Consider the following 14,067-nt stretch of genomic DNA (forward strand, 5'->3'; position numbering starts at 1 on the left):
ATATAATGTTGGTCCTGTCCCGCCGCGTAATCCGCTCCCCTGCCCCAGGACCCCATACATGCCCCACTGCCCTGCCGCCCCCCAGCCAACACGGCGCATGGTCATGGCTTCAGGCATGGGCCTGATCGTATCCGCCTGCGCGCCACGTGCGGGCCGGAGCACTCCGGTGGATATGCGCGATGTTGACGACAGGTTGCGCCGGGCGGTCAGCACGCATGAGACACCGGGTGTTGTCTGCGCGGTGGGCCAGCATGGCCGTGTCGTGCATCGTGCGGTCTATGGCCAGCGCGCCATAGACCCGGCGCCGGAGCGCATGACGTGGGACACGGTGTTCGACATGGCATCGCTGACCAAGCCCCTCATTACCGCGCCGTGCATCATGCAGTTGTGGGAAAAAGGGCTGATCGAACTGGATGTACCTGTCAGCACCTATGTGCCGGAATTCGCGGCCAATGGGAAAGCCGGCATCACCATCCGCCACCTGCTGACCCATTACTCCGGCCTGCCCCCCGACCTTGACCTGACGGAGCCATGGCAGGGTCACGATCAGGCCCGCAGCCGCACCATGAACGCCCGCCCCGACCAGCCTGCGGGCCGGAAATTCATCTATAGTGACATCAATTACCTCGCGCTGGGCTTTGTGCTGGAGAAGCTGACCGGCCAGCCGCTGGAGGTCTATGCCACACAGAATATCCTGCGCCCGATGGGCCTTGGCCATTCTTACTTCCGGCCCGATGCCAGCCTACTGCCCCGGATCGCGCCCACGCAGGCGGATACGGATGGCCACATGCTGCGCGGCATCGTGCATGACCCGACCGCACGCCGGATGGGCGGGGTGGCGGGCCATGCGGGGCTGTTTTCCAATGCCGATGATATCTGCCGCTACGCGCAGGCCCTGCTGGACCGCCGCGCCGGACGCCCCGGCACCCCGTTCCCGTTGCGACAGGATACGCTCGTCCTCATGACCACGCCCCGGCAACCGGCGGGCAGCACGGAACTGCGCGGATTGGGGTGGGATATCGCCACCCATTATTCCAGTGCGCGGGGCGATGGGTTTCCGGTTGGCTCCTTCGGGCATACCGGCTTTACCGGCACATCGTTATGGATTGACCCGCAAAGCGACAGCTATGTGTTGATCCTGACCAACCGGGTCCATCCGGACGGGCGCGGCAATGTTGTGGCGCTGCGCCATGACGTGGCCACCGCCGCCGCCCGCGCCCTACATGCGGGTTGAGGGTGGCTGGTTGATAGAAGCTTTTTGAAAAAAGCTTCACCAAAAACTTTCTGCTGTCAGGAGACAGTTTGCCGGGCGGATTTTCAGTGCGCCATGGGTGGCTGGTCTCCGCCCTGCACCAGTAGCGCGATGGCGGGCGTAATGTCCTGCAGCAGGTCGCCTGCTGGCTGGGGCTGCTTCCTGACATCCAGCATGGAGCGTGAGGCATCGAACTGCGCCCTTGCCGTGCTGACTGCCGCCTCCGCGCGTTCGCGCCAGCCTGCGGGGGCCGCGTTCAGGGCATCCAGCCCGGCCTGTGCCAGTTGCGCAAGCTGGGCGGAGGCAGGCAGGACCTCACGCAACGCGGGATCGGTTGCCGCCATCCCCCGCAGGCGGCTGTCATTGCCACGCCAGGTTTCCAGCCGCGCGCGCAGGCTGGCCACCAGATCGTGCCGACCGGCCAAATAGGCCCGCACGTCACGCTCGAACGCAGCCGCCGCGAAACTGTCCGGGCTGGCGATATCGGCCGCATGGTCCAGCGGGCGCGCCTGTAGCGTAGGCGCGACACGGCTGGGGCCGAAAACATGGTTGTGGGCATAATTGCGCACCGGGCTGGTGACGGACAGCAGGACGGATAACGGGGCCGTATCATCCGGGGCAAGGCGCGCCATCATGCGGTGGGAATCAGCGCTGGCGCGATTGCCCAGCATCTCCAGCTCCGACTGCACCACGGGCAGACGGCGGGCAAGGCTGGCTTCGTCCCGCACGCTGGCGGGTGACCAGAACCGCTCCGCCAGCGCGGCACAGCGTGGCCACAGGCGGGTGTCCAGCATCTCCTCCGTCACGATTTCGGTCCATAACGGCGCCTCCGCCCCCATGACATGCGTGGCCAGTTCCGGTGTCATGCGGGCGGCGGGATCGAGCGTGAAGGGATTGAGCGCGGGCACATTGGCCTGTGCGACCTGATCGGGCGGCAGACCGTTGCCCTGCGGATCAAGCGGGTCAACGCGGTAATAATCGGCAGCGGGCAGCAGCAGGTCCAGATAATACCCGGCGGACACCACGACCGGGTGCCCGGCAGCCGCAGCGGCAACCGTGTAGCGTGAGCCACGCCAGGGTTCGATAACGATGCTGGCCGGGACCGGGGCGTCGATCAGTTCATCCCACCCCATCATGGTCCTGCCCTCATGCGCCAGCATGGAATATATCCGCCGGGTGAATGCAGCCTGCAGGGCGGCGGCATCCGCATAACCATGCTGTTTCATGAACGCGGCGATATGGGGGTTGCCCGTCCATTCATCCGGCCGGACCTCATCACCGCCGACATGAAAATAGGCATCGGGGAACAGGCCCGCCATTTCATGATAGAGCCGGGAGAGGAAGACATAGGTCTGTGGGTTGGACGGGTCCATGGCGGCCCGGACCACCCGTTTGGGGTCCATGGGCGTCGTGACCGGCTGCGCTGCATACTGCGGATAGGCCTGCAACAGGGCGTAGCTGTGGCCCGGTGCATCGAATTCCGGCACGATCCGGATGCCCCGGTCGGCGGCATAGGCCACAAGTTCGTGTATCTGGCGCTGGGTGTAATACGCCCCATGGGCCGCGACCTGTTGCAGGCGTGGGTACAGGCGGCTTTCCACACGAAAGCCCTGCCCATCGGACAGATGGAGGTGCAGGACATTCAGTCGTGTCAGTTCCATCATGTCGAGCTGGCGCTCAAGTGCCGTGACGGACATGAAATGGCGGCTGACATCCACCATCACGCCGCGCCATGCAAAACGCGGGCTGTCATCAATCACGGCGGCATCCAGAACGGGGCCGCTTTCTTGCCGCTCCACCAGTTGCAACAGGGTGCTCAACCCGCGCAGCACGCCCGCCGGGCCATCCGCCACCAGCGTTGCGCCTTCCGGGCCGGTCTCGAGGTGATAATGCTCCTTCATGTGGATGGAGAGCATGGCCGGATCGGCATCAAGGCACCGGATGCGCAGCGTCAGCCCGGCGGGTTGCCCCGGCGTGGCATAACGGGCCGACAGCATGGCCAGCCGCTGCGTAAAACGCGCCACCGCCCGGTCCAGCAGCGCGGATCGCGTGCCCTGCCATTCAACCTGTACCCCACCCGCCAATGCCAGCGCACCCGGCCGGGGCAGGTAGGAAACCGGCTGCGGCATAAGGGCCGGGGCCGCAAGGCAGTTACCCGCCACACCCTGCACGCCGCCCATGCACAGCAATACGGCCAGAAACCGCAAACAGCGGGCGGGATTTGCAGCGATCATGATTCCCCCAGTGTCAGGCGCACCCTCATGCCCCTTCTTCCAGCCCCACCGTCCCACGCCGCAGGGCAAGTGCGTAAAGCAGCACAGCGGCATAGGACAGCATCATAAGCCCCATGAAGGCGGCTTTCACCCCAACGCAGGGAATCAGGGCCGCGAAAACCTGCGGCATCACCCCGCCCCCGGCAAACGCCATGACCAGAACGGCGGTGGCCTGCGCCTGCCACCGGCCCGCCAGCCGCAGCACAAGCGGGAACAGGATGGGCATCATCATGGCATTGGCCAGACCAAACAGCGCAACGCACAGGACCGACCCCATGCCCTGTGTCAGCGCCGCCGCAAGGCACAGCCCCATGCCAAGGAAGGCCGATAGCGCCAGATAGCCCATCTGGCTGAACACCACGGGCACCACGACCGTGCCGATCACGTAACCACACAGCATGGCCGCGAGCGTAAGCGCGGTAAGGAACCTGACCTGCCCCAGCGACAGGCCAAGATGACCCGCATAAAGCCCGATGCCATCGCCCGCCATGACCTCGGCCCCCACATACACGAACACCACCCCCACCCCGGCCCATGCCCGTGCGCCCATATGCACGGGCAGCAGGGCAGTACCGGACGATCGCGCGGCAGGCGCAGCAGACAGGCGCAGATCCGGCAACCCGGCACGGCGCAGCCCGACCGCCACAAGCAGCAGGATCAGGGCCATGATGCGGTAAGGCCCCACAACCGCATGGGCAAAGGCCGCCAGAACGGGGGCGCGCGCCTGCGGGCTTCCCGCCATGGCCAGACGGCTGGCGACGCCCCCGATATCGCGCATGACCCATATTGAAAATACAACAGGTGCGATAATACCGGATACCTTATTGGCAATGCCCATGATCGCGATACGCCGCGCGGCATGCTGCGCCGCCCCCAGCAGGGTCACATACGGGTTGACCGTAACCTGTAGCAGCGTCAGCCCGCCCCCCAGCACGGACAGGCCCGCCAGCGCGCCGGGATACCACCGCCTGCCCACACATTCCCCAAAGCCCAGCGTTCCCCCCGCCATGATGACAAGGGCCGCCACAATCCCGTGCAGCAGGCCCGTGCGCCGCGCCAGCGCCATTGCCGGAAGCGCGCAGAAAAAATAGGACAGGTAAAAACACAGCGGCACCAGAAATGCGCCCACCGGCCCAAGGCCGAAGGCAACCTGCACGAAGGTTATCAACGGGCCGTTCAGCCATGTCACGAACCCGATGATAAAGAACAGGCCAGCCATGACCGCCAGCGGCCGCATGCCATGCCCCCCGCAGGGTGGTTCCTGATAATGTCCGGCCAAATCCTGCCCCCCACGGCCACGGCGCGCGACCGGCGCGCCCTTATGCCGGAAGCGTAACAGAAACAGGTGCGGCCGACAGCCTCCCGCCCCATATTCCGTGCGGGTGCATCACCTGCTATGGCTGGCAGTCCTTTGTAACCGGACAGGCTTTAGGGGTCATGCGCCTGCGCTCACCATGGCACGCCCATCTTCCGGCGGGTGATACCTCCCCCGCCGAGCGTCTGGCCGATGCGCTGGCGGGCGACATACTGGCTGAAAAACTGGATGCGGGCGACCGCCTGCCCGCGCACCGGGATCTGGCGTGGCAACTGGGCATAGGAGTTGGCAGCGTCACCCGCGCCTATGCCATGCTTGAACGGCGCGGGCTGGTGCGCAGCGTGCGCGGGCGGGGTACCTTTGTCGCCTCGCGCCCCGGTGGGTCGGGGCGGATGCTGGACCTGTCCGCCAACATGCCGCCGCCCATGTTCAGTGACCGCGCACTGGCGCGCACGCTTTCACGTCTGGCCCGCACGGTCGATCCGGCGCTGTTCAACGTGTACCCGCCTGTGGCCGGACATATCGAACACCGCCGCATCATGAGCCACTGGCTGGCGGAACTGGGCGTGGACCTGCCGCCCGAGCGCCTGCTGCTGGCCAGCGGCGCGCAGCAGGCGCTGGGTGTGGCGCTGGCGGCGGCGCGCCCGGCCGCATCCGCCATTGTGACCGAGGAACTGACCTATCCCGGCATGCTGACCCTGATCCGCCAGGCGGGCATCGGGGCGCACGGGGTGGGCATGGACCGACATGGCATGCGGCCCGACAGCCTTGAGCGCGCCCTGCACGGGCAGGCTCCGGGACGGTGCATCGTTTATGTGACGCCCACCATGCACAATCCCACCACGGCTACCATGGACCACGCGCGCAGGCAGGACATTGCCCGACTGTGCCGCGACCATGATGCCCTGATCATTGAAGATGACGTGTATGACTGCGCCCGTGATGACAGCCTGCCGCCACTGGTCACGCTGGCGCCGGAACGGACATTCTATGTCAGCAGCCTGTCCAAGACCCTCAGCCCCGGCCTGCGCATCGGCACACTTGTCCCGCCCGCTGCGTTCATGGAGGCAGCGCAGGGGGCGCTGCTGAATTCATCACTCATGATCGCCCCGCTGTCTTACGCCATGATGGCGCAATGGATGCAGGACGGCACGGCGGCTTCGGTGCGCCGGGCATTGCGGGGGGAAGCAAAGCGACGGCGCGAACTGGCCCTGCGCATGATGGGCCCCTACCTCACCCCGCCATCCTATGACGCCTTTCACGCATGGATGCCGCTGGGGATGGAACAGGCCGTGCGGTTCGCGGCGCTGGCAAAGGCGCATGACGTAATGGTGACACCGTACCAGCCCTTCATGGTGGAACCGGGGCGGGCCATGCAGGCGGGCATACGCCTGAGCCTTGGGCCCGCGACCCTGCCCGACCTGACCGAAGCCCTGCGCCGCCTGCGGCGGTTATGTGGAGAGAGGGCAAATAGTGTCACGTGACACTTTCTTCGTGGATGAAAAGTGTCACCCGGCCTTATGCTGCCCGACAGGATATCAGGTCAGGCAGGAGCCTTCATGTCAGAACAGCCCATTACGGTCATCGCAACCCTGCGCATCCACCCCGCGCAGGAAAAAGCGGCACTTGACGCCATCCGGCATTGCGTTGCGCAATCCCGGCAGGAAAAGGCCAACCTGTCCTACCAGTGCCACCGCGACATCACGGACCCGGATGTTTTCGTATTCGTGGAACGCTGGACCAGCCCCGAAGCCCTGAAGGAACACGAAACCACGCCGCATTTCCGTGCGATGGCGGAGGTGTTCCGGACCGCGCTGGCCGAGCCGCTGCATGTGCGCATCACACGTGAAATCTGACCCCGCGCCACTGCGGCTGCTGGCCCGCCTCGCCATTGCGCTGTTCCTGTCCTACATGGCGGTGGCGCTGCCGCTGGCGGCCATACCGGTCTCCATCCTGCACTGGCCCGGCTATGGCAACGGGCTGGCCGGACTGGCGGTCGGGATCGCGTTTTTTTCCACCATCCTCAGTCGCAACCACTCCGGCGCCTTTGCCGATACGAAGGGCGGCCGCCCGTGCATGCGCGCGGGGCTTGCCATCTATGTCGCGGCCAGCCTGATCTGCGCACTGTCCGGGCTGACCACACTGCCGGGGGCCACGCGCTACCTGATCCTGCTGGCGGGCAGGCTGCTGCTGGGCGTGGGGGAAAGCCTGACAATCGTGGGCATGCTTGGCTGGGGGATCGGTCTTGTGGGCCAGCAGCGTGCGGGGCGGGTCCTGGCCTGGACGGGGGCGGCCATGTACGGCGCGTTTGCGGTGGGTGGGCCGATCGGGCTGGCCATTTACGAACGGGCGGGCATGGGCGCGCTCATGCTGGTCTCGGCCCTGCTGCCCCTGATCGGGCTGGCGCTGGTCCACGGCATCCCGGCCACCCCCACGCATGCGGGCGGCAGGGCGCCCTTCTGGCATATCCTTGGTACCATCCGCTGGCAGGGCATTGCCGTGGCGTTGCAGGGGGTCGGGTTCGCGGCACTCGGGGCGTTCCTGCCGCTGCGCTTCATCCACGCGCACTGGCCCTATGCCGGGTTGGGACTGACCTGTTTCGGGGTGGCCTTTGTCGCGGGGCGCTTTACCTGCGGGCACCTGCCCGACCGGATTGGCGGGCTGCGGATGGCGGCGCTGTCGCTCACGATCGAGGCCATGGGGCAGTACCTGCTATGGTGCGCACCCTCCCCGCTCCTCGCCCTTGCCGGGGCGGTGCTGACGGGGGCCGGGTGTTCCATGGTCTATCCCTCGCTGGGGGTAGAGGTGGTGCGGATAGTACCACCACACATGCGCGGCACGGCGCTGGGTGGTTTCGCGGCGTTTCAGGATCTGGCCTACGGCGCGACGGGGCCGCTGGCCGGCCTGCTGGCGGACCGCTACGGCTATGACATCGTGTTCCTGCTGGGCGGGCTGTGCGCAACGGGCGGGGTCGCCATTGTTCTTGGCCTGCTACAGGCACGGAGGCAGGCAGGATGACCACGGGTCATGTCTATGTGCTGGGCACATGCGATACGAAGCAGGCGGAGCTTGGCTATATTGCCCGGCTCCTGAATGAAAGCGGCGTCGCCACCCGCATTGTCGATGTCAGCACCCGCGGTGCCCCGGCGCAGGCCGAGATAAGTGCGCGCACCGTTGCCGGTTTTCATCCACACGGGGCGCAGGCCGTCTTCTGTGGCGACAGGGGGCGTTCCATCGGGGCCATGGCCGAGGCGCTGCGCCGCTACCTTGCCACGCGCACGGATATTGCCGGGGTGATCGCCATAGGTGGGTCAGGCGGTACGGCGCTGGTGACCCCCGCATTGCAGGCCCTGCCGCTGGGCCTGCCCAAGCTGGTTGTCTCCACCGTAGCATCCGGCAATACCGCGCCCTATGTGGGCGGCTCCGATATTGCAATGCTGTATTCCGTTACGGATATGGAGGGGCTGAACCGCCTCTCCCGCGTGATCCTGTGCAATGCCGCCCATGCCATGGCAGGCATGGTGCGCTCCCCCTGCCCACGGCAGGACGACCCGCGCCCCGCCATCGGGCTGACCATGTTTGGCGTGACCACGCCGTGTGTCGATCAGGTTGTCCATCACCTATCCGGCCGGTTTGACTGCCTTGTTTTCCATGCCACCGGTACGGGTGGGCGCGCGATGGAACGGCTGGCGGATGACGGGACGATACGCGGTCTGGTTGACGTTACCCTGACCGAGTTCTGTGATCTGGTGGCAGGCGGCATATTCCCCTGTGATACCGACCGCCTGGGTGCGCCCATCCGCACGGGGCTGCCCTATGTGGGCAGTTGCGGGGGGCTGGACATGGTCAATTTCGGCGCACGCGACACGGTGCCTGAACGCTACCGCCAGCGCAGGCTGGTCGAGCACAACCCGCAGATTACCCTCATGCGCACCAGCGCGGATGAATGTCGTGAAATGGGCCGCATGATCGGCCAGCAACTGAACCGGTGCGAAGGTGAAGTCCGCTTCCTGTATCCGGAGGGAGGGTTTTCGCTGCTCGACCAGCCGGGTGGCCCCTTTTACGACCCGGATGCGGATGAGGCCTTTTACACCGCGCTGGACCAGACACTGGAACAGACCGCGCGCCGCCGCCTTATCCGCCTTCCCCATGCCATCAACGACCCGGCCTTCGCCGCGGCGCTGGCACATGAATTTTCCTGCATATTCAAGGAGAGCACCGATAATGCCCAGTATCCCCCGGAGTGACATCCTCGCCCGCTTCCGCAGCCTGATCGCCGCGCGCAAACCTATCGTGGGCGGTGGCGCGGGGACCGGCCTGTCCGCCAAATGCGAGGCGGCGGGCGGGATCGACCTGATCGTAATCTATAATTCCGGCCGTTACCGCATGGCGGGCCGGGGTTCGCTGGCGGGTATCCTTGCCTATGGCAACGCCAACCAGATCGTGATGGAAATGGCGCGCGAGGTGCTGCCCGTGGTGCCCAATACGCCCGTTCTGGCCGGGGTGAACGGCACCGACCCGTTTGTGGATTTTGATGTGTTTCTGGATGACGTGAAGCGCGTGGGCTTTTCGGGCATCCAGAACTTCCCCACCGTTGGCCTGATTGACGGCAACTTCCGCAAGAATCTTGAGGAAACCGGCATGAGCTACAGCATGGAAGTTGACGTGGTGGCCCGCGCCAACCGCAAGGACCTGCTGACCACGCCCTATGTGTTCGACCCCGCGCAGGCGGTGGACATGGCGCGTGCAGGCGCGGATGTGCTGGTTGCCCATATGGGCCTGACCACGGGCGGTGCGATCGGGGCGGAAACCGCCTTCACGCTGGAGGACTCGATCACGCTGATTAACGAGATTATCGAAGCGGCCCGCAGCGTCCGCCCTGACATCATCATCCTGTGCCATGGTGGGCCGATCGCCATGCCCGCCGATGCGCAGAAAGTGCTTGCCGCCTGCCCCGGCTGCCATGGCTTCTATGGCGCATCCAGCATGGAGCGCCTGCCCGTGGAGATTGCCCTGACCGAGCAGACCCGCAACTTCAAGACAATGACCCGCTGAAAACACGGGTTTGCGGGTGCCGCCTTTTTTCCCGAAAAGGCGGCGCTGCCCGCTTACGGGGGCAAACCGGCAGAAAAGATGTTACTGGGCGGTATATCCGCCATCAATGACCAGTTCGCTGCCGGTCATGAACTTTGATTCGTCGGATGCAAGGAACACGATGCCATAGGCGATATCATCCGGCTCCCCCAGATGGCCCAGCGGGTGCAGGTCGATCAGTTTCTGGCGGGCGGCGACCTGATCGGGTGTCTCGGCGGTAAATCCCTGGACCATGGGTGTCCAGATATAGCCCGGATGGATGGAATTGACGCGGATCTTATAGCCTGAGCGCGCACAGTGCAGGGCTGCGGATTTTGTGAAAAGCCTTACACCGCCCTTGCTGGCGTTATAGGCGGCAAGGGTGGGATCACCGATCAGCCCCTCGATGGATGAGAGGTTGATGATCGAGCCGCCCCCATGCGGCTTCATGGCTTCCACCGCGTAGCGCGTGCCAAGGAAGACCCCATCCAGATTGACCGACTGCACGCGCCGCCAGTCGGCAAGGCTGGTGGTCTCGACCGAGCCGCTATACAGGATGCCCGCGTTATTAACCGCGATGTCCAGCCGCCCGAACCGGCTGAGGGTGGCGGCCATGGCTTTTTCCCAATCCGCTTCCACCGTCACGTTCAGGGATACGAACAGGGCTTCCCCACCGGCGGACTCGATTTCAGCCACGGTGGCCTGGCCTTCCTTTTCCTTCATGTCGGCCACAACCACCCTGGCGCCCTCACGCGCCAGCAGCAGGGCCGTGGCCCGGCCGATACCCAGTGCAGCGCCCGTGACCAGCGCCACTTTTCCTGAAACACGCCCCATGATGTTCTCCTGAATGAATGTATTTGAAAATATAAGGAGTTCTTTGTTCGCGATGTAGAAAACCTGCCCACCTACCATGTATTGACACAGCTTTGTGATCTGGCGCCTGTTGGTCGGGGGCAGGAATATTTCCTTCTATTTCAGCTAAATATCCGCCTGCTCGGGCCGGCCGAGGGAAATATATTCAAACCCCGCCTCCCGCATCACCTGCGGGTCCCAGATATTACGCAGGTCCGCAATCCTGCGGCCCTTCATCCGTTTTTTCAGCTTGTCGGGCGAAAGTGAGCGGAATTCGTTCCACTCCGTCAGCACAACGACAATATCCGCCCCTTCAGCCACCGCCACGGCATCCCCGCAATAGGTCACACCGGGCGGAAGCACGGCGCGCGCGGTCTCCATGCCAGCAGGGTCAAAGGCGCGGATATGCGCCCCGGCCCCGTCAAGCTGGCCAAGGATGGTGATGGATGCGGCCTCGCGCATGTCATCCGTCTCGGGCTTGAAGGTCAGCCCCAGCACGCCGATCGTCATGCCCCTGACATCCCCCCCGGCAAAGGCGATGATCCGCTCGGCCATGGCCTGCATGCGTGCTTCATTGACCGCAACCGTCGTCTCGATCAGGCGCACGGGAGACCCCGCCTTGCGGCCGATTGCCGTCAGCGCGCGTGTATCCTTGGGAAAGCAGGAGCCGCCAAAGCCGGGGCTGGGGTGCAGGAACTTCTTGCCAATGCGCCCGTCAAGCCCGATGGAACGCGCGACATCCGTCACGTTCGCCCCCACCTTTTCGCACAGATCAGCGATTTCGTTGATGAAGGTGATCTTCATCGCGAGGAAGGAATTGGCGGAATACTTGATCAGTTCCGCCGTTTCCAGCCCGGTGAACACGATGGGCGTTTCAAGCAGGTAGAGCGGCCGGTACAGCCTGCGCAGGATATCCTGTGCCCGCGTGGCGCCCCCCGGCCTGCTCTCGTCAATGCCGATGATAACGCGGTCAGGGCGCATGAAGTCCTGTATGGCGTTGCCTTCACGCAGGAATTCGGGGTTCGAGGCGATGTCAAAATCAAGGTCGGGCCGGGTCTCGCGCACGATGCGGGCAATTTCACGGCCCGTGCCGACCGGCACCGTGGATTTTGTCACGATAAGGGTATAGCCATCCGCCGCGCGGGCGACCTGTTTCACCGCCGCATGGACGTAGCTTGTATCGGCCTGTCCATCGCCCCGGCGCGATGGCGTGCCCACGGCCAGGAATACCGCGTCAACACCCTTGATGGCGGCGGCAATGTCATCACCAAAGGTCAGGCGGCCCGCAGCCACGTTATCTTCAACCAGACGGTCGAGGCCGGGTTCATAAATCGGTATCCGCCCCTCCCGCAGGGCGGCCAGACGGTCGGGATTGGTTTCGACAATGGCAACATCCGTACCAAATTCCGCGAAACATGTGCCGGAGACTAAGCCAACATAGCCTCCACCGATCATAGCAATGCGCACCTGGGTCCCCTGGTCTGTTTCAGGAATTGTTATCCCGAACAGGATCGGAGATGACAATTCCAAAACTGTCTGAAGAAAATAAAAGCAATCGTCCGGCCCGTGCCATCCCCTACCACTATCGCGGACATTATAGCCCTGCGCACGAATTCATAATGCATGGCATGATCGGAGCACAACCGGCCCCTGCCATGTGGAAAGCAGTCAGAGTGACTTCGTATGGCCTATCGCTCCGTCAGGAACATCGGGGGCCTTTCTGTCTGTTGTCCTGCCAACCTGATTTTCCGCCTTATTGGGGCGGGTTATGGGAAATTCCTTCACACCCAGTTGATTTCAGCCAAATGAAACAATTCGTTGCAATGGCGTTAGGGATAGCTGTCGGCTTGGTCCTCTCCCATTAATGGAGGCGTGTGTTGCGCAACGTGACATGGCTATCCACGGCAAGGCAGGCAGTTTTATTTATCCCTGTCTTCCTTACGGCAATAAATGCTTACAACTCTTTCCCACTATTCGGCCACCATCCCCTTTTTCAGGTTGATTTTGAAAAAGCGTATTATGCCGCAGCGGTGGCGGTACATCAGGGTGGCCCGCAGGCATTATGGCCGCTGATTGAACAGGCCGAGTTCGTCAACTGGCCAATCGAGGTCTATCTGTTCGTCCCCTTCGCCTGGTTCGGGCAGGATGTGGCGGAGCGGATTTTTCTTTTCCTCGGCATCGCGGCAACAGCCGGTGCATTTGCATTACTTGCACAGGGCAGTAATTTAAGGACAAAGACGGTTCTTCTACTGCTGTTTCTGGCCAATGGCCCGCTATGGTACAGCCTCATGACCATGGGCAACACCACGCATTTCATACTGCTTGCACTGGTCTGCTCATTGCTGCTGTTGCAGCGCAGGCAAATGTACATGGCTGGCCTGCTGATCGGCATGGCGGCAGCAATCAAACCGATGATCTCGATTTTCATCCTGTATTTTTTCTATCGCCGCAATTACCGCGCTACCCTGTCCAGCGCGGCCGTTATCGCGGCAATGGCTGTATTGTCCCTGCTCTTCTTTGGCTTGCCAATAACACGCGAATGGTACCAGCACTGCATTGTGGAGTTTGCAAGACACCCGATTGGCGCATTCAACAACCAGTCCGTCAGTGCATTCCTGTTGCGTTTACAGACAGGGCCAGCATATCTGCATGACTGGCATGGTCAGGCACTTGCAGGCAACTTTCATATACTTGCAAAAACCGTTCCACTCTTTCTTCTGCTGCTTACGGGTTATGCCGGGTGGAAATGGCGCAAGGAATTCATGGCCGCTCCCCAACCTGACCAACATAGCGCGGATATATTTGATTTCAGCCTGCTGACCACCCTGTGTGTCGTGACAAGCCCGCTTTCATGGACGCATTATTACCTGCTTCTTTTACTGCCGTGGTCCTTCTACATTACCGGACGTCTGCCACATGATGACGGACCGATGGCGTCATGGCCGGTATGGGGCAGCATTGTCCTATCTTCCCTGCCGGTCCTCTATCCTGCGCACCTGCCTGAGCCGGTTGCGACATGGGCGGCGCGCTCCGTGGCCTCGGCGTGGTTTATGGGGGGGATGCTCCTGCTGTCTGCCCTGCTGTGGCGTAGTCTTTATACATCCCGCGCCAGTCTGCCGCCTCTTGTGATCAATGTGCCGTCGCTCCTTGGTAATGAGGAGGGCGTGACACTGGCGGTAAGCGCCAATGACGACCTGCTTGCCCCGGCCCGGCTGGACCGGACTGGTGGGCCCCCGTGATCCCGCCACCGTAAATACCATGCGGGTTCAGGGCATCATTCAGCAATTTCCGTAACCGGGTTT

At 63.4% G+C, this 14,067-nt stretch carries 11 protein-coding genes; 7 read left to right on the forward strand and 4 right to left on the reverse strand.

What is annotated here, in order from left to right:
- Nucleotides 1–58 precede the first annotated feature (58 nt).
- On the forward strand, nt 59–1,234 hold the full coding sequence (locus DY926_RS13435; RefSeq protein WP_116703828.1) for a serine hydrolase domain-containing protein: 1,176 nt from the start codon (nt 59–61) through the stop codon (nt 1,232–1,234).
- An 83-nt stretch (nt 1,235–1,317) separates the two neighbouring features.
- On the opposite strand, the gene DY926_RS13440 is transcribed toward DY926_RS13435, so the two are convergent.
- Together DY926_RS13440 and gluP are read right to left on the reverse strand one after the other, a co-directional pair.
- The gene (locus tag DY926_RS13440; RefSeq protein ID WP_241503221.1) at nt 1,318–3,486 is read right to left on the reverse strand and encodes a beta-N-acetylhexosaminidase; all 2,169 of its coding nucleotides are present in this window, start codon (nt 3,484–3,486) and stop codon (nt 1,318–1,320) included.
- 25 nt (nt 3,487–3,511) lie between these two features.
- Nucleotides 3,512–4,762 carry a glucose/galactose MFS transporter gene (gluP, locus tag DY926_RS13445; protein WP_116703829.1) on the reverse strand — a complete coding sequence of 417 codons (1,251 nt, stop codon included), beginning with the start codon at nt 4,760–4,762 and terminating at the stop codon, nt 3,512–3,514.
- Between the two features lie 200 nt (nt 4,763–4,962).
- Between gluP and DY926_RS13450 the strand changes: the two genes are divergently transcribed.
- The 5 genes from DY926_RS13450 (at nt 4,963) to DY926_RS13470 (ending at nt 9,895) form a co-directional block, all read left to right on the forward strand.
- Nucleotides 4,963–6,324 carry an aminotransferase-like domain-containing protein gene (locus tag DY926_RS13450; protein ID WP_116703830.1) on the forward strand — a complete coding sequence of 454 codons (1,362 nt, stop codon included), beginning with the start codon at nt 4,963–4,965 and terminating at the stop codon, nt 6,322–6,324.
- Between the two features lie 75 nt (nt 6,325–6,399).
- Nucleotides 6,400–6,696, forward strand: a complete 297-nt coding sequence (locus DY926_RS13455; RefSeq protein WP_116703863.1) for a putative quinol monooxygenase — start codon at nt 6,400–6,402, stop codon at nt 6,694–6,696.
- Nucleotides 6,671–7,858 (forward strand): arabinose transporter, encoded by a 1,188-nt coding sequence (locus tag DY926_RS13460; RefSeq protein ID WP_116703831.1) that lies wholly within the window; start codon nt 6,671–6,673, stop codon nt 7,856–7,858. Before DY926_RS13455 ends, DY926_RS13460 begins: the two co-directional genes overlap by 26 nt.
- Nucleotides 7,855–9,087, forward strand: a complete 1,233-nt coding sequence (locus DY926_RS13465; RefSeq protein ID WP_116703832.1) for a Tm-1-like ATP-binding domain-containing protein — start codon at nt 7,855–7,857, stop codon at nt 9,085–9,087. The genes DY926_RS13460 and DY926_RS13465 overlap by 4 nt, the downstream gene beginning before the upstream one ends.
- Nucleotides 9,065–9,895 carry a phosphoenolpyruvate hydrolase family protein gene (locus tag DY926_RS13470; RefSeq protein ID WP_116703833.1) on the forward strand — a complete coding sequence of 277 codons (831 nt, stop codon included), beginning with the start codon at nt 9,065–9,067 and terminating at the stop codon, nt 9,893–9,895. The genes DY926_RS13465 and DY926_RS13470 overlap by 23 nt, the downstream gene beginning before the upstream one ends.
- Nucleotides 9,896–9,976: 81 nt before the next feature.
- Here the strand turns inward: DY926_RS13470 and DY926_RS13475 are convergent, their stop codons facing one another.
- Together DY926_RS13475 and DY926_RS13480 are read right to left on the reverse strand one after the other, a co-directional pair.
- Entirely contained in the window at nt 9,977–10,747 is a 771-nt protein-coding gene (locus DY926_RS13475; protein WP_116703864.1) for an SDR family oxidoreductase, read from the reverse strand.
- A gap of 144 nt (nt 10,748–10,891) precedes the next feature.
- On the reverse strand, nt 10,892–12,220 hold the full coding sequence (locus DY926_RS13480; RefSeq protein WP_116703834.1) for a UDP-glucose dehydrogenase family protein: 1,329 nt from the start codon (nt 12,218–12,220) through the stop codon (nt 10,892–10,894).
- A 431-nt stretch (nt 12,221–12,651) separates the two neighbouring features.
- Here DY926_RS13480 and DY926_RS13485 point away from each other — a divergent pair, with 431 nt between their 5' ends.
- A complete protein-coding gene (locus DY926_RS13485; RefSeq protein WP_241503227.1) occupies nt 12,652–14,004 on the forward strand; it encodes a glycosyltransferase 87 family protein in 1,353 nt (450 codons plus the stop codon).
- The last annotated feature ends 63 nt before the right edge of the window (nt 14,005–14,067 follow it).

Source organism: Komagataeibacter melaceti, from assembly GCF_003403295.1.
Classification (GTDB): Bacteria; Pseudomonadota; Alphaproteobacteria; order Acetobacterales; family Acetobacteraceae; genus Komagataeibacter; species Komagataeibacter melaceti.